This is a genomic window from Christensenella hongkongensis (assembly GCF_000981035.1).
In the GTDB taxonomy this organism is placed as follows: Bacteria; Bacillota; Clostridia; order Christensenellales; family Christensenellaceae; genus Christensenella; species Christensenella hongkongensis.
Genome location: NZ_LAYJ01000116.1, coordinates 13,306 through 36,735, shown reverse-complemented (window position 1 = coordinate 36,735; position 23,430 = coordinate 13,306). Strand labels below are relative to the sequence as shown.

At 49.6% G+C, this 23,430-nt stretch carries 18 protein-coding genes; 12 read left to right on the top strand and 6 right to left on the bottom strand.

Going from position 1 to position 23,430, the window contains the following annotated elements; all coding sequences use genetic code 11:
- Window positions 1–18 precede the first annotated feature (18 nt).
- Entirely contained in the window at window positions 19–732 is a 714-nt protein-coding gene (locus CHK_RS12800; protein ID WP_046444470.1) for a hypothetical protein, read from the bottom strand.
- Between the two features lie 164 nt (window positions 733–896).
- Here CHK_RS12800 and CHK_RS12795 point away from each other — a divergent pair, with 164 nt between their 5' ends.
- The 5 genes from CHK_RS12795 (at window position 897) to CHK_RS12775 (ending at window position 6,091) form a co-directional block, all read left to right on the top strand.
- Window positions 897–2,138, top strand: coding sequence for a deoxyguanosinetriphosphate triphosphohydrolase family protein (locus CHK_RS12795; protein ID WP_046444469.1), 1,242 nt, complete (start codon window positions 897–899; stop codon window positions 2,136–2,138).
- 308 nt (window positions 2,139–2,446) lie between these two features.
- Entirely contained in the window at window positions 2,447–3,379 is a 933-nt protein-coding gene (locus CHK_RS12790; RefSeq protein WP_046444468.1) for a hypothetical protein, read from the top strand.
- Window positions 3,376–4,809, top strand: a complete 1,434-nt coding sequence (locus CHK_RS12785; RefSeq protein ID WP_046444467.1) for a VanW family protein — start codon at window positions 3,376–3,378, stop codon at window positions 4,807–4,809. Before CHK_RS12790 ends, CHK_RS12785 begins: the two co-directional genes overlap by 4 nt.
- Window positions 4,810–4,844: 35 nt before the next feature.
- A complete protein-coding gene (locus CHK_RS12780) occupies window positions 4,845–5,540 on the top strand; it encodes a PRC-barrel domain-containing protein (protein WP_046444466.1) in 696 nt (231 codons plus the stop codon).
- Between the two features lie 167 nt (window positions 5,541–5,707).
- Entirely contained in the window at window positions 5,708–6,091 is a 384-nt protein-coding gene (locus CHK_RS12775) for a desulfoferrodoxin (RefSeq protein WP_046444465.1), read from the top strand.
- A gap of 172 nt (window positions 6,092–6,263) precedes the next feature.
- Here CHK_RS12775 and CHK_RS12770 read toward each other — a convergent pair whose 3' ends face one another.
- From CHK_RS12770 to CHK_RS15850, 4 genes are all read right to left on the bottom strand, one after another.
- Window positions 6,264–6,827 (bottom strand): acetate uptake transporter, encoded by a 564-nt coding sequence (locus CHK_RS12770; RefSeq protein ID WP_046444464.1) that lies wholly within the window; start codon window positions 6,825–6,827, stop codon window positions 6,264–6,266.
- A gap of 81 nt (window positions 6,828–6,908) precedes the next feature.
- Window positions 6,909–7,562 carry a class I SAM-dependent methyltransferase gene (locus tag CHK_RS12765; protein ID WP_046444463.1) on the bottom strand — a complete coding sequence of 218 codons (654 nt, stop codon included), beginning with the start codon at window positions 7,560–7,562 and terminating at the stop codon, window positions 6,909–6,911.
- Window positions 7,559–8,170, bottom strand: coding sequence for a hypothetical protein (locus CHK_RS12760; RefSeq protein ID WP_046444462.1), 612 nt, complete (start codon window positions 8,168–8,170; stop codon window positions 7,559–7,561). The genes CHK_RS12765 and CHK_RS12760 overlap by 4 nt, the downstream gene beginning before the upstream one ends.
- A gap of 14 nt (window positions 8,171–8,184) precedes the next feature.
- The gene (locus CHK_RS15850) at window positions 8,185–8,811 is read right to left on the bottom strand and encodes a DUF4004 family protein (protein WP_052740586.1); all 627 of its coding nucleotides are present in this window, start codon (window positions 8,809–8,811) and stop codon (window positions 8,185–8,187) included.
- Between the two features lie 329 nt (window positions 8,812–9,140).
- On the opposite strand from CHK_RS15850, the gene CHK_RS12750 reads away from it, so the two are divergent.
- From CHK_RS12750 to fliB, 6 genes are all read left to right on the top strand, one after another.
- On the top strand, window positions 9,141–10,631 hold the full coding sequence (locus CHK_RS12750; protein WP_046444461.1) for a sugar ABC transporter ATP-binding protein: 1,491 nt from the start codon (window positions 9,141–9,143) through the stop codon (window positions 10,629–10,631).
- A gap of 17 nt (window positions 10,632–10,648) precedes the next feature.
- Window positions 10,649–11,659: an ABC transporter permease gene (locus CHK_RS12745; protein ID WP_046444460.1), complete on the top strand. Its 1,011-nt coding sequence runs from the start codon at window positions 10,649–10,651 to the stop codon at window positions 11,657–11,659.
- A 77-nt stretch (window positions 11,660–11,736) separates the two neighbouring features.
- A complete protein-coding gene (locus CHK_RS12740) occupies window positions 11,737–12,909 on the top strand; it encodes a substrate-binding domain-containing protein (RefSeq protein ID WP_046444459.1) in 1,173 nt (390 codons plus the stop codon).
- A 309-nt stretch (window positions 12,910–13,218) separates the two neighbouring features.
- On the top strand, window positions 13,219–14,976 hold the full coding sequence (locus tag CHK_RS12735) for an L-fucose isomerase (RefSeq protein ID WP_046444458.1): 1,758 nt from the start codon (window positions 13,219–13,221) through the stop codon (window positions 14,974–14,976).
- 115 nt (window positions 14,977–15,091) lie between these two features.
- Window positions 15,092–15,877: an SDR family oxidoreductase gene (locus CHK_RS12730; protein WP_052740585.1), complete on the top strand. Its 786-nt coding sequence runs from the start codon at window positions 15,092–15,094 to the stop codon at window positions 15,875–15,877.
- Between the two features lie 256 nt (window positions 15,878–16,133).
- Complete coding sequence (gene fliB / locus CHK_RS12725) at window positions 16,134–17,408, top strand: flagellin lysine-N-methylase (protein ID WP_046444457.1); 1,275 nt, start codon at window positions 16,134–16,136, stop codon at window positions 17,406–17,408.
- A gap of 9 nt (window positions 17,409–17,417) precedes the next feature.
- On the opposite strand, the gene CHK_RS12720 is transcribed toward fliB, so the two are convergent.
- Window positions 17,418–18,071: a DUF2271 domain-containing protein gene (locus tag CHK_RS12720; protein ID WP_082103554.1), complete on the bottom strand. Its 654-nt coding sequence runs from the start codon at window positions 18,069–18,071 to the stop codon at window positions 17,418–17,420.
- Window positions 18,072–18,434: 363 nt separating this feature from the next.
- Here CHK_RS12720 and CHK_RS12715 point away from each other — a divergent pair, with 363 nt between their 5' ends.
- Window positions 18,435–23,426 (top strand): FILTED domain-containing surface protein, encoded by a 4,992-nt coding sequence (locus CHK_RS12715; RefSeq protein ID WP_131925039.1) that lies wholly within the window; start codon window positions 18,435–18,437, stop codon window positions 23,424–23,426.
- Window positions 23,427–23,430: the final 4 nt, after the last annotated feature.

The following is a 23,430-nucleotide window of genomic DNA, read 5'->3' as shown; positions in this document are numbered from 1 at the left end:
AGCTTTTTTATTGGTTTTTTATTTTGCCTGCGCGTCATGCACAAGGATTGTCTGTGCGTTAGCCTGCGGGGGAATTGAGAAAGTCATACGTCCGTCCGTAGAAACCGTTACCTTTTGGCCGACCGCTAAATCCGCCACAGCCATGTTACTTCCAGTGTCTTCCGAAGTGATTTTTGTATCGGAAGAAACGACTGCACGCAAATCGTTGACTGGCTCGCCATCCGGCTCGTTTTGCACGTATACCAGATAGTAGTCCTTATCTTTGGTGATTTCCGTAATCTCACCGGTAACGCTCGTTTGTCCGGTTGAGCCTTCAAGCAGCGTTCCGCCGGACTGTGCAACGATAACGATAGAAACGGGAGTGGCCTGCGGCGGCTCGGAAGCGGTCACAGGAGTGGTGGGGGAGAGGTATACCTCAATCGCGTCGCCGACTGAAATAGCGCCCTCTTTAAAGTTTTCAGTCTGGCCGTCCAGCGTAACGGGCACGTTTTTGTCGACATTCAGTATCATGAGCGAATAATTTGACTGGCTGCTGCCGTCTTTTCCTGCATCCACCGTGATCTGCGTTACATCGTCGGAAGGAACGATCTCCGTTACCTCTCCGGTAATTGCAAGAATAAGATCCTCAGTGGGTACGGGCGATTCCGAAGCCGGTGCGGGCGCGCAACCCGCAAATAAAAACAGCGAGCTTACAGTGACCGCTAATATTCCAAGAAAGCTTTTTTTCATCATGTTTATCCTCCATTGATTTTCATCACTATAATAATACACTCTTGCCGGGCCGGTCAAACCTTGCCCGTCAGCCGATCAATATTTTTAATGATAATGGCCGCTACGCGAAAATACTGGATTTTTTTGATTTTATGGTATAATAAGGCTGTAAAGGATGAATGAGCATGAAAAAGAAATACATTGAACTCGATCCGCAGGTACAGGCAGCGGTAAGCGCGGATCTGGAACGTAAGCAAAATGAAATGTGCGCCTATGCAACACGTGATGAAAGCTCGATGCGCAGGGAGGAAGAAAAATTCCGTATACAGCGGCCTAATTTCTCCAAGGACAGCGAGAGGATTTTGTATTGCCGGTATTTTAACCGGTATGCAGACAAAACGCAGGTGTTTTCTTTGTACAAAAACGACGACATCACGCGGCGTATTTTGCATGTTCAACTTGTGTCGCGCATTGCGCGCAATATTGGCAGGATGCTGAATTTGAATCTTGACCTGATTGAAGCAATCGCTCTGGGGCACGATTTGGGGCATACGCCCTTTGGGCATGCCGGAGAACGGTTTCTGTCCGCGCTTTATTATGCGCATACGGGCCGCTATTTTAATCACAATGTGCACAGCGCGCGCATACTGGACAAGGTGTTGTCGCTCAACATCAGCCTGCAGGTGCTGGACGGCATACTGTGCCATAACGGGGAAAAGGTCAGCGGGGAATACCGCCCGCACACATATGGCACCGATAAGCCGGAGGAAGCTTTTGGCAAATTTGACGACCTGATGGAGGAATGCTATACCGACGAGAGCATGGTTGGAAGGCTCGTTCCTTCCACACTGGAAGGATGCGTGGTACGTCTTTCCGACGTTATTGCTTACCTTGGAAAGGACAGGCTGGACGCGGAAACGCTCAAGATCGGCGGTGTGCAGCCGTTTTCTGAGAATAATGTGCTTGGTTCAACCAATTCGGAGTTTATCAACAACCTGATTACAAACGTGGTGTCAAACAGCTACGCAAAACCATATATCAAGCTGGACGCGGAATACGCCCAGGCGCTCGCTTATGAAAAGCAGGTGAATTTCCAGCGGATATACGAGCCGCAGGACAAAAACGAACCGTATCCAACGATCAAAAAAATGTTCGAACGGGTGTATGAAAAGCTCCTGCAGGATTTTGAAGCCGGCGACGAACGAACGCCCATTTTCCGGCATCACATCAACCATGTATACCGTGGCTTTGCGCGGGCGGCCGGACTGAAGGAAGCTTATCTTAAGGAGGAGCCGAATCAGGTAGTGGTGGACTATATCGCCAGCATGACGGATGACTACTTTATGGACCTGCATGAATTCTTGTTCCCGGATGCTCCAAAGCTGGAATATATTTCCTATTTTTCGAAGAAAAAGGATAAAAGATAAGCGGTTCGCGAAAACGTGGATATTTGATTGCCCCTGTTGATAAAACAGGGGTTTTTTAAAAACAAGACTGAAACAGTATTGTTTTTAAAAAAGGCAGTAACCGCTGTATATATTATTGAAAATGCCAAAAAATGTGAACATAAAGGCATTTTTTCATGAATAATAGTTTGATTTTCAATCTGGATAATGATAAAAAAAATACGCATGAATATTTTTTATTACAAGATAAACGGCGCTTGGAATTGTTTTGACGCGGCTGTCACGCATGGTTTCCAAAATGCCGAATTAAGAACAGGGAATGATACCGGATGCAGTATATAATCGGTCTGGCTGTAATAGGAATCATAGTGGTCTTGGTGATCAACCGAAAGAGTCCGGCTTATCGTTTGGGCGGAATTCTGATCGTTGCGCTTGCTGCTGTTGCGGCAGCGTTGTTTTATCATTATATGCTTTCCTTTGACGATATCGGGCAGCTGATTTTGGCCGGGACGTTTACGGTTTTGTTTCTGATTGTATTATACTTTGCGATTTTCTTTGCAAGGAAGAAGGCAAGGGAATATGCTGCCGCAGCTCCGGAGCGAAGGGAATTGCGCGAAGAGAAGCAACGGCTGCGTATGCAGGAAGCTGAAAACAAACGCCAGTTAGTGCAGGCGGAAAGAAAGCCAAAAGGGGAACGGCCTTCCCGCCGCCGGCTGGATGTTGATACGCAGATGATGGAAGAGCTTGCCGGCAGGACGGTGGGCGAGGTACTGGCAAATAGTGAACCGGATGAAGCGTTGGCGGATACTGCGGAAACACATCCGGTAATGGAAGAGGAAATTGAGGTTGCGCCGGCGAAAGAGGAAGAACCATATTTTGCCGATTGGAAAGAACCTGTGGACGTACCAGTGGATGAGAAGGCAGAAAACGCAGGTGAAACGGTACAGGAAGAGGTCTTGGAGCCAGTGGAACTTGAAATAGAGCATGAAGAAGAACTGGAATATCAGGTAGAAGATGCCATGGAACCGGAAACGCGGGAGGCGGTTTTCGTGGAGGAACATCAGGAGCCGGAAGAACCGGAAACAACAGAAGAAGAGAAAAAGAATGAACAAATGAAGGAGCTTCTTGGATTGATTCAGGAAAAGCAAAAGCAACAGGCTCTGGAGAAAGTATTTATGATGTTAGGGGAATATCAGTGGAGCAGCGATGAGAAGCAGAAGCTGAAATTGGTACTGCTTACACTGGAGAACAGTAAGGAATGAGAAGGAAATCTTCCGACCGGTACCCTGGAAACAAGGGGAAGGATCAGGAAAAAAAGAATACTGGACAACACAAACTTGCGATCAATCTTCTTGTCGTATTTATTTTTGCGGGCGCAACGGTATTGCTTGGAATAGGCGCGGGGATGAAGAATATTGTGGAAGCGCCTGTTTTTGGACAGGGAGTTTGGATCGATGATGTGGACGTAAGCGGCTGGACGCGGGAACAGGCGGAAGCGACATTATGCCAGACCGTTGAACAGGAAGCGCAGGACGTTGAAATCAAGCTGACATTCAATGACAAAGAGAAAACGTTCAATGCCCAGGAGCTTGGGATCAAGTCCAATATCCATGAGATAATAGATCAGGCGTTTGAGGCAGAGAGAGATCCGGATAAATCACTTGTACAAAATTATGAAACCGCACTGGAACAAAAGGCCGGAAAACGTTACTATTCAGGCATAGAGACAGACAAGCAAACGCTTGGAAACAGCGTGGAGGAATTTATTGGGAAAAACAGCGTGCAGGCAACGGATGCAAGCACGACGTTTCATAAAGATACGCGCCGTTTTACCTATACCGCGTCAAAACAGGGAATTACAGCGGACACAGCCAGTGTGATCGCCGAGCTTTCAGAGCGTATCCAAAACAAAAATTTTGACGCGCTGCAGGTAATGGGGGAGATCGTTTATCCGAAGGTGTCTGAGGAGGATCTGAAAGAGAATACGGTTTTGATCGGCTCGTGCGAGACGATTGCTACAGATAATGCGAACAGGAACACAAATATACGTCTGATGTGCGAGGCGGTAAACGGGCTTAAGCTGGAACCGGATCAGCAGCTTTCCATTAATGAGCTGGTAGGACAGAGGACGGCTGAAAAAGGTTTTAAGGAGGCGGCGGCAATCGCAGACGGTAAACGCCTGGTAAATGAGCTTGGCGGCGGGATATGCCAGTTGTCCGGCACGCTTTATAATGCGGCGCTCAGGGCGAATATGGAAATCGTGGAGCGTGTGCACCACAGCTTTCCGTCGGAATATCTGCCGATTGGCCTGGATGCGACGCTCAACTGGGACGATAAAGACCTGATCATCAAAAACACGAGCGAATATCCAATCTATATCAGCGCCGAGCTTGACGGAAAGATCGTAAGGGTAAACCTCTATGGCCAGCCGCTACCCGATGGAACCGAAATTGAAATCGTCAATAATATTTTAAAGGAAACCGATCCGGGCGATCCGGATATTATTGAAACCGACGAGATTCCCGCCGGGACTCGACAGTTGATCCAAAAGGAACATAAGGGTTATGACGTCGAGGTATACAGGAACTATTACAAGGACGGCAAGCTGGAGAAAAAAGAACTGATATCAAAAGACCACTTCTCTGCAATCAAGGCGGAAATCCTGCAGGGAACCAATAAGGTCATTAAATAAAATGATATGAAAAATAAGATCAGGAGGATATGATCATGAAAAAAACGACACAGTTGCTCGGGTTGCCGATTATGGGAATCAAGGAAGGTATGCAGAAGGGAATCGTAACGGATTTCATGATAGATGCAAATACAAAAAAGGTAAAGTACCTGATATTGCGCGAAGGGAAATCGTATTTCTTTTCGGTTGTAAAGGTGGAGGATATCTTTGGAGTGGGTGAAAATTTTGTGACGACTCCCACGATAGAAAACATCAAAGCATTGGGTAATACGGAAAGCGAAATGATGGAAGCCTTTTATATGGAGGGGACGACAGCCGTATCCAGCAACGGAAATATTATCGGAACCATAGAGTCCTATGATTTTGACGAGAAAACAGGAGAAATTATTTCGCTTGACCTCAAGGACGGCGGCGAGATTGAAGGCGATAAAATTGCGACAATGGCAAATGATATGGTATTTATCAGTGAGGAGGGGGCAGCGTCCATTCCAGCATTTACGCAGGAAGTAAAGCAGGAGAAACCACAGGCTGACGCCCCAGAAAAAGCAGAAGAGCTCACCGATTACCAGAAAAAGCAGCGTGAGTTCCTGATTGGCCGCAAGGCAGGCGCGGATGTGCAAAGCAAGGACGGCAGCTTTAAGATCGAAAAGGGCACGGTACTCACCGACGAGCTGATTGAAGCGGCGGAGAAAGCGGATGTTGCGCTCGAGCTGACATTGAATGTGGAATAAGTAAAATCCCAAAAACGGTATTTCCTGGAAATACCGTTTTTTTTTCGGGATATCTGTGAAAATCGGGTTTATGGCCAGAAGGAAGGTTTATTAAAATAGTATACGGCGGAAAGGCCGTCAAAAACAATTACAAAAAATTTTAATGGAAGAATTCAGGGGTGAATGTGATGAAAGAAAAAGCGATATTTTACAGATGCGAATTATGCGGAAATATTGTCGGTCTCATTAAGGATGGAGGCGGAGAGCTTTATTGCTGTGGCAAACCGATGGTGAAGCTGGAAGCGAATACAGTAGACGCGGCACAGGAAAAACACGTACCGTATTTTGAGAAAAACGGAGATAAACTCCATGTCCAAATTGGCAGCGTAGAGCATCCAATGCTGGAAGAACACCATATTGAATGGATCGCTGTGGAAACGCCAAACAGGATGCAGAGATATCTCTTAAAGCCGGGCGATAAACCGGTGGCTGACTTTATAATTGATTCTGATGATTTTGTGATCTATGAATATTGTAATCTGCATGGTTTATGGAAGGCTGCTTCCAAGTAATGAATCGTTGATCGCGTAATGAAAAGCCGGTTTCCTTTTGGAGACCGGCTTTGTGTTTTATATTGATTTGTACAAAGCAACCCGGTGGAAAGCTTCCCCGGGCGCCAGGGCGATTTCACTGAAAGCAACTTATGAAAAACATACGACAAATTGCTATAAAAAGTCGTATTTTTTACAGCGGCATAACCTGCCTGCCGTGTTCGGTGTTCACCACCTGGCCCATAGCGGTATAGATTGCGCTTGCGCCACATACGATGCCGATGTACCCGGCGATTGTTTTTATCACTTCCATGCCTGTAAAGTCCGCGATAGACAGGCCCGCAAATAATAGCGCCAGTGTCAGGAAAATGACCTGCATGGAACGGTTGTGCTTCAAAGTACCAATAAACATAAACAGCGTGAATACGCCCCACAAAAGAAGGTAGAAACCCATGGACTGTCCGTCCGCCGCAGCGATACTGCCGCCTGTCGGATTACACCAGATGAAAATCAGCGACCACCAGAAAAAACCGTAGGCGGTAAAGGCCGTTCCGCCGAAGGTGTTTCCGTTTTTAAACTCCAGTACGCCCGCGATGATCTGCGCTGCGCCTCCAAGGGCAAAACCCATTGCCACAATGACGACAGACAGCCCAATGATACCCGCGTTGTGCAGGTTTAAAAGAAGCGTCGTCATCCCAAAACCAAGCAACCCCAGCGGAGCGGGATTTGCTTTTTTTGCCTCGTTATCCGTACTCATTTTTATTCCCCCCAATAAAATTGCGAATTGTGTGGCGCAAACGCGACACAAATCAAATCTTACTATATTAAAAGAAATAATTCAATCACTGAACGGATATTTTTTAGCTGCACAACACGGCGGATTTGTTTTCTTTGCTTCCAGTATGCAGACCTTGTAGCTTGGCTTGCGCCAGTCCGTCATCTCGAATCCGCTTCCTGAAAGCATTTGCCCGAATTGGCGGCGGGAATAAAACCGAAAATCCCCGCCCTCCGAAAAACGGACAAAGAAATTCATCAGCCCGCGCAGCACTGCGGGCGGGTTGGGATCGCCAATCAGCAACCTGCCGTCATGCCTGAGTACCCGGTTCATTTCGCGCAGCACATCACCGGGCCGGGGATAATGGTGAAAGGAGGCATTGCACACAATAAGGTCCATACATTCGTCCGGATAGGGCAGGCTTTGCGCGTCTGCAACGATAACCTCCGCACGTCCGGCAAGGCGTTCGCGTGCAACAAGTACCATCTCCTTGCTCAGGTCTACGCCATGAAGCGAAATTCCGGAATCCGCAAGCGGGAGCAGCAGGTTCCCGGTTCCACAGCCAACATCCAGCAGGGATGCGGGAGCGATCCCTGCAATCCGTTCGAGCATCTCCGCGTACATGGGCGCGACAAATTTTCCGTCGCTGGAGTTATCATAGTCGCGCGCCTGCCTGTCAAAATATTCCCTTGACCTGGTTTTGCTGTCAGTGCTCATTCCGATACCTGAGTATAGTTTCCAGTGATATTTTTCACTTCCGCCTTGGGATCGACGTAAAGCGTACCGTTGCAATCAAGGTTCCCGATCCTGCAATATGGCCCGATACGGACGTCCTGCCCGTTTACGGTTCCTGCCGTCACGCCGCGCAGTTCAATGGTCGTGGCTTCGATCAGCTGCACTGTGGAAAGGTCCTTTGTAAACAGGCGCAGGAATTTGCTGACATGTGACTTGATGACGATATGATCGCCAACGATCTCATTTGCGCTGATGCAGCCGTGCGCCTTGATCCGGTCGGCGGAAATCTCGCCTTCTATGCGAATAAGGCCATCGCACAAAATTTCCTCCGCTTCGATCCGTGTGCCGTTTTTCACCTTCATCATGCCGTCCACATCAATCCTGGTCGCTTTGACATACGATTCAAACTCAGCCGCACCGTCGCAATCCAAAAATTCAGTCTCCACGCTGCCCATACATTGAAAGGAACCATCCACGCTGATGTGCCTGGCTTTGAGGTCGCCCGTGCACTTTCCGCTTCCGTCAATTTTTATTTCATCAAATACGCCGCCGGTCATCGTACCGACTCCGTTCAAAAAAAAGTCATTCATTATAATATCCTCCGTTAATCTGTAAAAATTTTTTGATAATCAAGCTTCAGCTCGCTTGCAGTTTCATTCATAGAAACGCAGGCTTTTTTTTCGATGCCGTTGTCAAAGACAAGCTCGTCCGTATCCTTCGTAAATACGATATGGGGATTTCCATCCGCAAAAAATATGCAGCACATCCGATCCAGCTTTTTTTGCCTGGACGCTGCGGGGATGCACTCGCGCAGCAAGGCTTCTATCTGCGGCATTAAGAGCCCTGAGCTTTTTGCGGCCCGGGCGGCGCACAAAAGGATTACGATATCTGAAAAGTCGTACCGTTCCTTTCCAAACAGTGCAGGCAGCATGGGAAGAAAATCCTTAAGCTCGGCGATCGTGCCAAGCTCCTCGATACTGACCGAGGTATCCGAGGTTTCCGGCGAGAGTATTTTTGCAAGCTCCTCCATGGAATACTGGTCCTTCAGCTCCAATATGGATTGGATGCGGCTTAACATTTGTTCGCGAGGGAAGAAAGTTTCCTGCCCCGTATAGGACGACTGCTTCAAAAACCATTCGTCCGGAATCAGCCGCTGGCGCTTCCAGCGGTATAACTGGCCATAAGAGATGCCTGTTACTGCGAGCAGGTCTTTTTTTGAGATCAGGTTCAATGTCAGTTCACTCCTTTCGAACGCAACAATGTTATGTTCTATTGGGATCAGTGTAACATAACATTGTTACACTGTCAAATAAAACAGAAATTTCCATCATTACGCTAACCAAATTGATTTTGCAATGATTTCAAACAAAACTATGAAGAATTTGTAACAAATCATGAATTATGAAAACAAGTGTATGGAATCGTTAATGTTTTGTATGGTTTTGTTTATTATCTTTTGACGCCGATCACTCTATATTATAACTATACCAAATCGGTTCTTCCAAATTTTCATCAGTTAATAGTTGTAATTGAATTATCTGCAAAGGGGTGGTTAGTAAAATGGCTGAAGTTGTTGTAAGCATGAAAGAGATACAGAAAAGCTTTCCGGGCGTCCATGCGCTTGACGATGCACAGATCGAGCTGAAAAAAGGCGAAGTGCACGGTCTTATCGGCGAAAATGGCGCTGGGAAGTCGACTCTTATGAAAGTGCTTACCGGAATTTATGAAAGGGACAGCGGGACGGTTGTCGTAAAGGGCCGCGAGGTTCATTACAAAACGCCGGGCGATGCTTTGGAGGATGGAATCAGCATGATCCACCAGGAGCTGAACCTGATGCCGCACCTCACGGTGGCTGACAACATTTTTATCGGACGCGAACCCAAAAAGGGTTTGGTGCTCGATAAAAGGGAAGTGAACAGGCAAACAAAGGCGCTTTTGGAATCCCTCAATCTGGATATCGATCCAAATACGACGGTTAGCAGGCTTTCTGTTGCGAAGCAGCAGATGGTAGAGATCGCCAAGGCGATTTCCCTGAACTCGGATATCCTGATTATGGACGAGCCTACAGCGGCGCTCACAACGTCTGAAATCGACGAACTGTTTAAGTTTGTGAACGACCTGAAAGCAAAAGGCGTGGGGATTGTTTATATCTCCCACAGGATGGAAGAGCTGAAAATTATTACCGACGATATTACGGTTATGCGCGACGGGCAATATGTGGATACGGTGCGGACCGCAGACACGGATATGGACCAGATCATCAGCATGATGGTAGGGCGTACGATTTATGAGGAACCAAAAACAAAGAGCTCGGTTCCGGAGGGCGCGCCCACTGTGCTGAAGGTAGAACACCTCTCTTCACCGGACGTGCACGATGTTTCCTTTGAACTCAAAAAAGGCGAAATACTTGGACTTGCCGGTCTCATGGGCGCAGGACGTACGGAAACGGCCAGACTTATCTTTGGAGCGGATCCGATGACGGATGGAAAGATATTCATCAACGGCAAACAGGTCAATATCATGGCTCCGTTTGACGCGGTAGAGAATGGAATCGGTTATCTCTCGGAAGACAGAAAGGCATTCGGCCTTGCGATTGGGCTTTCCGTTGCAGACAACACGGTCATGGCGGACATGGACAACTTTGTGAACGGCGGGATTGTCAACGAAGGAAAGATCGCAAAAGTCACAAACGAATATGTGGATAAGATCAATATCAAAACGCCGTCGATTAAGCAGCTGGTCAGGAACCTGTCCGGCGGAAACCAGCAAAAGGTGGTTATCGCAAAGTGGCTGGTGAAGAACTGCGACATCCTGATTTTCGATGAACCGACAAGAGGCATTGACGTTGGAGCCAAAAGCGAGATTTACAAGCTGATGAACCAGCTGGCGGGCGAAGGGAAATCGATCATCATGATTTCATCCGAAATGCCGGAGTTGCTGCGTATGAGCGACCGGATCATCGTAATGTGTGAAGGAAAGATGACCGGCGAGATCGACATTGCGGAAGCGACACAGGAAGGCATTATGAAATTTGCCACATTGAGAAGTTAAGTGAGGGGTAGGGAAAAATGAGTAATGAAGCAAAAGCAATCAAACAAAAAAGTGGAAAGAAACTGGAGCTGCAAAAGCTGCTCGCGCTGGGCGCGCTGATTATATTATTCGCATTCTTCTTTTTATACGGGGTAATTGGAAATAACGTAGACGGCGTCCAGTTTATTACAAATATTCTTGAGTCCGCGTACTTTGTCGGATTTCTGGCTCTTGGCGTAACGTTTGTTATCATCACAGGCGGTATCGACCTTTCGATCGGTACGATCATGATGTGCGGCGCGCTCATCGGCGGATATGCGTACAACACAGGCGGCTGGCCGTTCATCGCAGCCATGATCCTGACGATCATGATCCCGGTAGCGTTCGGACTTTTAAACGGCGTGTTGGTGGCAAAGCTGAAACTGCCCGCATTTATCGCAACGCTCGGCACCATGATGATCTCCCAGGGTCTTGGCTCGATCATCACATCGGTGCAGACACAGCGCTGGCCCACAGCGGCAGAGGCGGACGGCTGGTTTAAAACAGTGTTCCTGAAAACAAGCGGGGGTTTCCCGACAGGTATCTTCTGGCTCGTTGGCTTTTTCCTGCTGGCGATGTTCCTGCTCAATAAAACAAAATTTGGTAAATATACCTTTGCAATCGGCTCCAACGAAGAAGCGGCGCGGTTATCCGGCGTGAAGACGGCAAAATGGCTGACGCTCGTGTATGTGGTAAACGGACTTTTCTGCGGCTTTGCGGCACTGATGTATGGCGCTACTTATACGACGGTATTGCCCGGAACCGGCAACGGACTCGAGTTGCAGGGAATCGCGGCAGTTGTAATCGGCGGCACATCGCTCTCCGGCGGCGTAGGCTCAATGTCCGGCACCATGATCGGCGTATTTATCATGGCGGTCCTCAAAACAGGGCTGACGGCAATCGGGCTCCAGCCGCAGTGGCAGACGTTCTTTGTAGGCGTAGTGGTTATTCTCGCGGTGCTGATGGACATCTACCGCCAGAAATCTGCAAACAAGGTGAAGGTAGCATAACAGTTCAATCAAATTGTGCTTTGTCAGGCGAAAGCCTGCTGGCAATATAAGCGACTATTCTTTAAGGAGGAATAAAAATGAAGAAAAAACTAGTTGCAATTTTAGGAGTGGTTCTCGCATGTGTATTGGTAGTTACGGCATGCGCAGGCGGAGGGACAACGCCGTCGGCGTCAGCTTCGACTGAGGCGTCCACAGCTCCAAGTGAATCGGCAGAAGCTTCTCCCGCGGCGTCCGAATCCAAAGCGGCAGGCGGAGATATGACGGTAGAGCTCGTGGCAAAAGGGTTCCAGCATCAGTTCTGGCAGGTCGTTAAGAAGGGCGCGGAAGCGGCTGCGACGGACCTTGGGGTTACAATCAACTTCCAGGGACCTCCGAGTGAAAGCGATATCCAGGCGCAGGTTGACATGCTCAACAGCGCTCTCTCCAAGAATCCGTCGGCAATCTGCCTTGCAGCGCTTGCTACAGATTCCGTTACTTCCCAGCTTGCAGATGCACAGGCAGCAGGGATTCCGATCATCGGTTTTGACTCCGGCGTTCCGGATGCACCGGCAGGACAGGTAGCTGCAACGGCGGCTACGGATAATGCAGCTGCAGCAGGCATCGCGGCGGAAGAAATGATGAAAGACGCTGCATTCATGGAAAAAGTGAAAGCTGCTACGGCAGATAAGCCTGTAAGGGTTGCGGTTCTTTCTCAGGACGCTACGTCCACATCCGTTACACAGCGTACGCAGGGCTTTATCGATACATTCAAAGCTGCTGCAGAAGAAATCTTCCCGGATCAGGTATCCGTTGAAGGACACGACCTGTATGCTGCGAAATCGGCAAAGGATCCGGCGGTCATCATTTCCGTACACATCGCTCCCACAACAGACGCAGCCGACCTGAAAAATATCGGCAGCGCAGCTCTGGGCGAAGAGAACCTGATCGGCGTGTTCTGCTCGAATGAAGGCAGCGTAACAGGCTTCCTGAATGCGACGAACGACGGCGCAGACCTCGACAAGGAAAATGGAAAATACAAAGATCTTACAGTTGCCGGCTTTGACGCAGGCAAAACACAGAAAACGGCTGTTAAAAACGGTTGGTTCCTGGGTTCTGTAACACAAGACCCCTACCAAATCGGCTATCAGGCGGTTGACCTCGCAGTGAAAGCTGCGAAGGGCGAAAAAGTTTCTGATGTTGACACAGGTGCAAAATGGTATAACGCATCCAACATCGACAGCCCTGAGATTGCTGATCTGGTCTATGATTAATTCATAGAACAACTTGGATAAGGGACGGGGCGCAATCCCCGTCCCTCATTCAAACTAAATAGGAAAATAAGGACGTAGGTTTACGAATGTAAGGACGTAGTTTTATCAGGAGCTCGAGACTATAATTCTTAGTAGACACATCATTTGGCACTCATAATTCCTGAAAAATAAATACTACGGGCAAACGCAAAGCATTTATGGTTTTGCGGATTGCTCACAGAGCAATGTGCAAAGCGATAAGGTTTTAAAACGCGGACCGGAAGGCGGTTTGCGGCAAACACACGATTTTGTGCAAAGGAGAGCAAAGCAATGGTAAAAATAGGGGTAAGACCAACAATCGACGGACGGGAAAAAGGGATCAGGGAAAGCCTGGAAGAGCAGACGATGTGGATGGCGCGCGCGGCGGCGGAGCTGATCACATCGAATTTAAAGGATAGATTTGGAAATCCGGTGGAATGCGTGATCGCGGATTCCACAATCGGCGGGTTTGCGGAGGCGCAGGCATGCGCGGAAAAATTTGCGCGCGAGGGCGTATGCGCGTCGCTGACGGTAACGCCGTGCTGGTGCTATGGAAGCGAAACGATGGATATGGACAGGCACATCCCAAAAGCGATCTGGGGGTTCAACGGAACGGAGCGCCCGGGCGCGGTGTACCTTGCGGCAGTGCTGGCAGGGCATTCGCAAAAGGGACTTCCGGCATTTTCGATTTATGGAAAGGACGTGCAGGAAGCAGACTGCACAGAGATACCGGACGATGTGAAGGAAAAGATACTGCAGTTTGCACGCGCAGCGGTAGCAGTGGGCGAAATGAAGGGGCAGTCGTATTTATCGGTAGGGAATGTGGCGATGGGAATCGCCGGGAGCATGGTAAACCCGGACTTTTTTGAGAGATACCTTGGGATGCGCTGTGAATACAAGGACATGAGCGAAATCATCCGGCGGGTGGAAAACGGTATTTACGACAAAGAAGAGTTCAAACGTGCGCTTGAATGGGTGAAGGAAAACTGCAAGGAAAACGACGATATATATAATGGAGAAAACGGTCACAGCCGTGAGCAAAAGGATGCGGAATGGGAGTACGTCGTCAAAATGGCGCTGATCGTGCGGGACATGATGCAGGGCAGCGAATACCTTCGGAACAATGGGTTTAACGAAGAGGGTATGGGAAACTGTGCGATTGCAGCGGGTTTCCAGGGCCAGAGGCAGTGGACGGACTTTATGCCCAATGGCGATTTTATGGAAGCAATGCTCAATTCGAGCTATGACTGGAACGGAATCCGGCATCCGTACATTGTTGCTACGGAAAACGACTGCCTGAACGGGGTGTCGATGCTGTTCGGACATTTACTGAGCAATACGGCGTCGATTTTCAGCGACGTAAGGACATACTGGAGCCCGGAGGCTGTAAAACGGGTAACGGGAAAGGAATTGACGGGCTATGCGAAAAACGGGATTATCCACCTGATCAATTCAGGCGCAGCGACGCTGGATGCAACGGGCGCGCAGGAAAAGGACGGAAAGCCGGCCATGAAGCCTTTCTGGGAAATCAGTGAGGGCGAGGCGCAGAAGTGTCTTGACGAGACGGTATGGACGCCGGCAAACGTGGGATATTTCCGCGGAGGCGGATTCTCGTCAACGTTCAGGACGCGCGGTGGGATGCCTGTGACGATGTGCAGGATGAATCTTGTGGCAGGGCTTGGACCGGTGCTGCAAATCGCCGAGGGATACACGTGCGAGTTGCCGGAAGACGTAAATAAGACGCTCTGGGACAGGACGGATCCGGGCTGGCCGTGCACATGGTTTGCGCCTAACCTTACCGGCGAAGGGGCATTCCGTGACGTATACAGCGTAATGGCGCACTGGGGGGCAAACCACGGGGCGATCAATTACGGACACATTGGAGCAGACCTGATTACGCTGGCGTCGATGCTGCGGATACCGGTGAATATGCACAATGTGGACAGCAAGCGGATATTCAGGCCGAGCACATGGGATGCGTTCGGGACGTCAGACCTTGAAGGTGCGGATTACCGTGCATGCAAGGCTTACGGACCGGTTTACAAATAATTTGCTTCCTCTGCTTTATGGATTGCCGGGAGCCGCCGCATTTTTGCGGCGGCTATTCTGGCGTTATGCAGCGGAAGATAAATAATTCAAACAAACAGGTAAAGGGGGCAAAAGAATGGAAAGATGTATGAAGCTAAAAGGTAAGGTGGTCGCGATCACGGGAGCGGCGCAGGGACTTGGACAGGCGCTGGCACAGCGTTGCGGTGAAGAGGGCGCGCAGGTCGTAGTAGGCGATATGAACCTTGAAGGGGCGCAGGAAACGGCGCGGATGCTGCCGGATGCAATCGCAATGAAACTTGATGTGACGGATTTTGCGGACTGCGAAGCCTTCGCAGCCGCAGCCATCGAAAAATATGGCAGGATCGACGTACTGGTGTCAAACGCGGGCATCGTTATTTCCGGTGCAATCGGGGAATTTAACCCGGACACATGGAAAAAGGTAATCGACGTGAACCTGTGCGGTTTTTTCAATGTGGCGAAGGCTGTGGTGCCCGCATTTCGTAAGCAGGGAAGCGGCGTGATCGTGCAGATCAACAGCAAGTCAGGCAAAAAAGGCTCGGCCAAAAATTCCGCTTATGCGTCGTCAAAGTTCGGTGGGATCGGGCTGGTGGAAAGCCTTGCGCTGGAGCTGGCGGCGGAAAATATCCGCGTGAACGCGATCTGTCCGGGAAATATGCTGGACAGCCCGCTTTGGGTAAACAGCCTCTACAAGCAATATGCCAAAAACCAAGGGATCACGGAGGCAGAGGTCCGCAAGAAATACGAAGCGCAGGTTCCGCTCGGACGGGGCTGCAGTTACGAAGACATTGCAAATTGTATGATTTTCCTTGCAAGCGAGGATTCCTCCTACATGACAGGCCAGGCAATCAATGTAACCGGCGGACAGCAGATGCAGCCGTAACGGGAATTTTACAGCGATATAACTGAAAGCAGGTTATGTAAAATCGTTTGCGTACGCAGTTTATACCAATAGCTTGTAACCAACCTTTTGATAAATTGCTGTAAAAAGTTCCTTCCGGAAATGGAAGGAACTTTTTTTGTTCTTTGGATGACTAATATTTTGGGGTGAAATAACGATATAAATAAAGAATCATATTGCAGTTTTCAATTTGTTCTGTGCTGTAAAATTTATCAAAATATATTGGAGAGGTATACAGATGCCCCAAAGCTTGAAAAAAGAAGTAATTTGTATTGCGCCGGATTTTCTGGGAGAATTTGAATGTATTGGATCGAAATGCCTGCATACGTGCTGCTCCAGCGCCTGGAAAATCAGTATCGATAAAAGAACCTATCAGAAATACCTGCGTGCGCCGGTCTGTGAGGATACGAGACGGTTGCTCGAACGGTATACCAGGAAAAACAACTCCAAAAACGTTGCGGATCCGGTCAACGAGTATGCCGATATTGTATTTGAAGAAGGAAACTCCTACTGCCCGTTCCTTGACGGGGAAAGGTTATGCAGGCTTCAAAGGGAATTGGGAGCGGAAGCCCTGGGCAGCGTCTGCAGGACGTTTCCCCGTGTCAAATATATTATTAACGGGGTGTATTACCGTGGGCTTTCGCTTACGTGCGAGGCCGCGGCGGCGATAACGCTTTCAAAAAAGGATGGAATCTGCTTTGTGAGGATTCCTTTTGAAAACGATACGTACCATGCGCCTGCAAGTATTATCGATAAGCAGAATGAAAAGATTGTGGATACGCCGCTTTTTTACTTTGAGGACATCCGTTTTTTCATCCTCTCTCTTTTGCAAAACAGGGATTACAGGGTGTGGGAGCGCGTCGTGATTCTTGGGATGTTTATGAAGGCGCTTGACGATTGCGGGAAGGAAGGGGCTCTTGCCCTGGTCAGGAAGTATGGCGCGATGGCAGGCGAAGGTTTCTTCCGGGAAGAGCTTAAAAAGCTGCCCCGGCGTTTTGATATCCAGCTCCAGATGTCCAGCATCATCAGTAGTGTGCAAATCGTATCTGAGGAAGAAAAAGAGCAGCCGTCTATGGAATTTTTGGAATTTATAGACAGGGTATCAAAAGGGCTTATGATTTCCGATGAGCTCTCTCCTGAAGAGGAAATACAAAATTACCAAAAAATATTTGAGCAATATTATGCACCATATATGGAAAAAAATGAATTTATTCTGGAAAATTTTCTTGTGGCTACTGTGTTTAACGCCGCTTTTCCAATCTCTATGAAAAAGAATAATGCGTTTGAAGAGTTCGGACGTCTTGCGATGTTTTTTGCACTTGGCCGCTTTTTTCTGGTGGCAATGGCGGGCGCGCACAAGGGACTTGATGATAAGCTTGTGATAGATACGCTTACAACCACTGCCCGGCATTACGACATCAGGCACACTACAAGCATCAATGGAAGTGGTAGAATATTGAAAAAGCTTTCGGCAGATTCCCTTGCATGGTATGCGGGACTTCTGCGGGAATAGCAACCGCCGTCAGGGGGTATAGACTGCCTGCACGCTGCCGATCATATCGCATTCCTTTGAACCGTGACCAAAATATTGCGGCTTTGCCTTTGAGGAAGCCGCTTTTTGATTGACTTCGATCGTTCCCGTATACAGTACGCGGCTTTCCCAGCGAAGCGTACCCTCCACAAAATACCGGTAAACGCCCTGAGGAACAGGATTACCGTCTTCATCTGTGAGATCCCATGTGTAGGATAGTTCCCCGGAGGACGGCGTAGCGCCGGTCACGGCGTCGATATCGCGCGGGCCGTCATACCCGATACCGGATTGCGCCACCCAGTTGGGGAGAGCGTCCTTTCGTTCAAGATACCCGATATCAGCAGTAAATTTTGTTACAAATAAAGTTTTGATATATTCACCGGACTCGTTTTCGATCCATACGGCAAATTGATTGGTAGCCACCCCATCCTGGCTTGTAAAGGGGAAGGAAATGGTTACGCTGCCGCTTGCCGTGGCAGCCGTGCCTTGCGCGGACGGAAGCGATGGAGCGGCGCATGATACGCAACCTACAGCCGGTAACAATGCCAGTAAAATCAGTAAAAGTCTTTTTATGCGGGACATAAAATTGCCGCCTTTCCGGTTCCCGGGACACATGTCCTTGTTTTTGCCCCGATCAATATCCATATTAAAACAATTATATTATAAACGAAACAAAGCGCCGATGAAACCATGAATTTAAGATTTGGAGCTTTCTTCAATTTGTCACACTACACTCACACATGCCGCGTGAAAATAGTACTGGCCTGTCGATGAAAAAACAACAATATGAGATAATAAAATAGCCCGGAAACAAGATGATTTGCAGACCGGAATATCGTTGGTTTTGATCTTGAAAACAGCATGAAACGGGCGTCCAGAGTGATTTTAGAAAATGGAAAGATATAGATTTCACACGGCCCCAAATGCTGTGTGGCGAAGATATGAAAGGATGGTTTGGTGACAAAGAACAGAAGAAATTTGATTAGCGTGATATGTGTCCTGCTTTGTATGGTATTAATTGTGTCCGCACCGGTTACGGTGTTTGGAGAACCGCTGCATGATACGCAGGCCGAAGTGGCAAATGATAGTGCGGAAACGAACGAACCGCCGCTTGAAAGCGGAAACGGCAGCTCCGGCAAGGAACAGGAGGCGATGGAAGAACCGGCAGGAGAACCTGAAGAGCTGCCTGAACCAACGCAGAAAGCGGAGCCTGAAGCAAACAGCATTCAGGGCAGCGGCAGCCTGCTTGGGGCGGGCTCGGTTGGCCTTGGGTGGCTGAAAAGCGGAACACTTTCCTCTACGATAGAGGTAGGCCTTGCCGATTCTTTACAGTTTTCCCTTGTAAGGGACGGCTCGGACGAAGCGGTGGGCTACAAAATTGTAGCGGTTTATTATAACAATGATCCGGGCGAAACAGAATCAGGCTTCCGTGTGGCAAACAGTGGCAAATTTATTGCCGGAAGCCCGGTTGACGGAAATCCATCGCTTGTTTATGACGTGGCTCCGGGAACCGTGAGCGCTGAAACAAGCGTCACGTTTGAGGCGGCTCCCCAAAAGGTATACCCAGACGAAAAGCTGCGCGTGGATGTGAAGCTCTACCGCGTTGTTGATGGGCTGGATGACGAACTGGTTGAAAGTAAAACCGCATATCTGGACGCCTTCTTCAAGTCGGCTGGCCTGAGCAACATGGTTTCCATGAAATCACCGGTCAGCATTACGGAAGGGGCGTCGACAGGTTTATATGAAGCGGGGTTTGCGGTTGTTTCAATGAAAACCGCGGGCGTGGAAACGAACGGCGGCGTGTGGGCAGGCTATTTCGGAGCAAACTATATCGGCTATGACCAGGTTGAAGTAACGCTTGATTTCAGTAAGGTAAGTGTGACTGCCGGCGGGAATACGCACACGTATCTGGAGTGGCAGAACCCTGCGGTATACGGCAGCTACGGTTTTTTGGCGCCGCCGGTCACTTTTTACCGCGACGACCAGGGACTTGATCCTGTGGAGGAGGATAGCCCGGCATTAACTTACACGCAGAGCGGAACGAAAAAGAGCGCTGACTATAACCCGGGATATCACCCCTTTTATTTCAAAACGACGGAGGATTTCAGCGGGGAAAATACATCCATCGATTTTCAGGATATGGAGATACTGCGGACGATGGAGATTAACGGAAAGCGTTATACGTTTGCGCCGGACAAAGGAATGGCTGCGGAATTTACAGATTTCAATGACCGCGGCGTTCCGCTGATTAATGTAAATATACCCTCATCGATGATCATAAAGCCTGTAACAAGCGATGAAGCGAGCGTTGTGATGCGGCGCGCCGTCGCGGACGGATCGGCAGGTTACCTGCAATATAATTCAGCGCAGTATGCGGGCACGGGAGCGAAAACGGAGCATCTTTATTATCAGGAGCTTTTTAAAACGGAGATTATTTTACCCGGTATGAAGGGAGATGTGGAGCTTACGTTTAATATACCGGCAAATACCAAGGTGACGCACCTGCGTATTCCCGGTACAAACGGAAATAACCAGTACGACAGCGTTACGGTCAACGGCGTTACAAAAATGGCTCCGCAGGACAAAAACTACGATACCATTGACGTGCAGGGGCACAACTTTGGGGAACCGCTTATTGTTACGGTCAATGGGATACAGGCAATTAAAAGCGCTTCGGGAAGGCCGGTTGAATATCCGAAAAACCTGCTGCAATTTGCCGGTGTGACCAATGACAATATGGCTGTGGGCAGTACGGCAACCTTTACGCTTGCATCCGCGGTGAACGGGAACGGGGAGCCAGTTAACCTGAAAGGAACGCTTTCTGCAAAGGCTGTGGTGGCGGACGATTATTGGGTGGACGTATATACGGATGGAACGACGCTTGCGTTTGCGCAGCCAAACAGCACCCAGAATCCTGTAAGCTCAATCGAAAAGGGCGAGCAGTTTTACCTGACCATGCAGTTTTATCCGTCGCATTACCCGTATTCCGCAACGCTGCGCTCGGATGGGAATGATCCGCTCAATACGACGCTTTTGCCAAACCCGGTGGTATATTTCCTGCTGCCGGATGGAATGGAGGCAGACCTCGACAATATACAGCTTTTTAAGAACACGACGGGAGGCAGGGGCTTTAAGCTTTTGGGAGACGATCCTGCAAATCTGCAATATACGGCGAAAAGCCTTGGAAAAAACAGCGACGGCAAGGAAGTCATCGAGGTGAAAATCCACGGGGAGTCCGGTGCGGACGTGTGGATAGAGGGCCACTATGCCAGCAGGCTGCGCGTGAGCGTACCAGTCAATATGCCGCCGGAAGCATCGGCAAGTTATATTGAGATGACGGCAAACGACGTGTTTGTCGGCACATGGGGCGACAAGGCGGCGCGCGTCTATATGAGCGGTGCAGGAGGAGCGACAGTCAACACAAGCGGAGTATTGCCTGAGGGAGCGATCCTCAACGGCAGCTATGCAGTGCGTTCCAACAACTCGCGTACAACGTCAATCGACCTGACCGCTTCAAAAAACGCACAGGTATATGCCGCAGTCCGCACAGACGCACAGCGTGACCGGTACCAGTCCTACAACAGCAACGTTGCGGGTTCTTTCCCGCAGATAAGGGCAGGCAGCCGCAGCGAGCAATTTTTGGTACAGCTTTATAACGGTATGGGCAGTAACCTTACGGATGCACAGGCATATTTTATCCTGCCCGCAAGGAACAACCATTCTGATGAAAAATGGCGTACAATGCTGACAGGACAGCCGGTATTCACCGCGGGGGCGGGAACCTCTTACGAGGTCTATTACACGACGCAGGACCTGCTGTGGGAGAAATCCGCATGGACGCTCGACGAATTAAAAACGCTTGGAACCTGGACGAAAGTAAACGGGCCTATCCCGGACGGAGACCTTGGAAAGGTGACTGCGTTCCGCTATGAGTTCAAAACTCTGGGCGACAAAGAGCAGTTCAGGATGACTGCACAATTTGGCGTGCCGGTGGTCGTGGAGAATACAAAGCCGGAATACGGCTCTACGGCGATTGGACAGATGCTGTTTGATTTTGGCGGCGAAATGAAAGGCGAGCGTGCAAACACTGCCGCAGTCAAGCTGAGAAAGTCAGACGCACCGATTTTAGCCGCACCTGACGGTATGGGTGAAAAGCCCATCGAACAGGAGACAACTGTAGCGATGCTGGAGGAGGGCAATATTCCCGTATGGGATAGCGTGATCGCGTATGACGACTTTACAGAGCTTGCGATCGATTCCGTGAAGGTGGAATTCACCCCGGCAGACGGACAAAAGACGACAGTCGCAGAGTTCAATGGAAACGGAGACTTCCAAAACAGCGGTTACAATGCGCCGGGTATGGTTCCGGGCCTTGATATCGGCTATGCACAGGGAACCAGAAGCAGCATTGATTTTGGCATCAAGCAGGCGCTCGATTACGTCAATGCCTCAAAAGCAGGTACCTACGTGATTACGTATACGACGCAAAGGGATGGCGACGCGCAGGCGACAAGCGTTACGCGTACGATCCATATTGAACGGCCGGAGAATACGCTTCAAAAGACGGATGCGGAGCTTGAGCTGTTTATGGGAGAGGCTTTTCCGGACAGCTTTACTGGCTGGCAGGAGTACCTGCGCAGTCTTGTTTCCATCACGGACGGAGGTATTGAGGTATCGGGAGCAGATGCCCGCCTCAATGGATTTGATGCAAACGTTCCGGGAACGTATCAAGTAACGTTTACTTACGTGAACAGCTACGATTACAGCGTTACGGCAACGGTCAAAGCCGTAGTCAAATATAAAGGAACGGTCAGCGGAACGGTCAGCTCAAACGGAAAAAACATCGAAGGGGCTGTTCTCTACGCAACCGGACTTGAAACGGGCTCTGCCACCACGGATGAAAACGGCGCTTACCGCTTTGAAATCCGTGCGACGAAGGATGAGCCTGCAAGCAAGGGCTATACGCTCCTGCTCGACCATGCAGCATTGCCGGACGGAGTGAAAAATCCTGACGCTGCGTTTGTTGGAAGCAACGGCACGGGGAATGCGGCCAACCCCAATCCGGTACACGATTTTGTACTTGAGCCGATAAAGATCGCCGTGGAGTTTGATAACGGCGCGGCCTACAGGTCGCATGACATCGGGCTTTACGTAGACGGCGCGCAGATTATGACGCAGCCGGTAGGCGAAGCGGGTAAATACCGTTTCAGCCCTGAAAACGGCGAGGGTTGGTTTGCGGCAGATGCGGGAGATTATCAGGTGAAAGTAAGGCCGGACGAAGGCATGGCGGACGACATTGAAAATCTGGGCGACGATTTCGGCGCGGACAGCAATGGATTTTCTTCCAATACGCTCACGCTTGCCGCAAGCGATATTCACCTGCGGGCACAGGCGCAGCTTCCGGCTGGAGAGGCCGGGGACAACAAACCGGAGAACTCTGTAAATCCTGGGAATCCGGAAAATCCGGAGAAACCGGCAGCGGGAAGCGACGGAACGCAATCTGCGCAATCCGGGACGGACGACGTGGAAGCAGGAACAGATCATGTACGTCAGCCGGATGAAAAGACAAACAGCGCATCCAAACCGGCGGGGAAAGAAGCGGTTCAGGCGACCGGGGACTCAGAGGTTCCCGCAATCGGAGGCTCTGAAAACAGTATGCCGCTGCACGGCGTAGCGAAAGTACCGACATGGTCGCTTCTGAACCTGATACTGATGATCGCAGGCGCGGCGCTTTCTATCGTTCTTGCGCTCAGGATATTCCTTAAAAAGAGGAAACAGCAGGAAGAGCAATCAGGAAAGAAGCGCTGGATTTACAAATTGATTGGAATCCTGGCGGGCATCGCCCTTGTGGTACTGTTCCTGGCGACACAGGATATGTCGGCGCTGATGGCATTGCTGGATGCGTGGTCATGGCTGTTTGCAGTACTGCTTGCACTGCAGGCGGTAATGGCGTGGTTTGGACTCAGAAAAAAACAGAAAAACGAAGACAATGCGGTTTGATGAT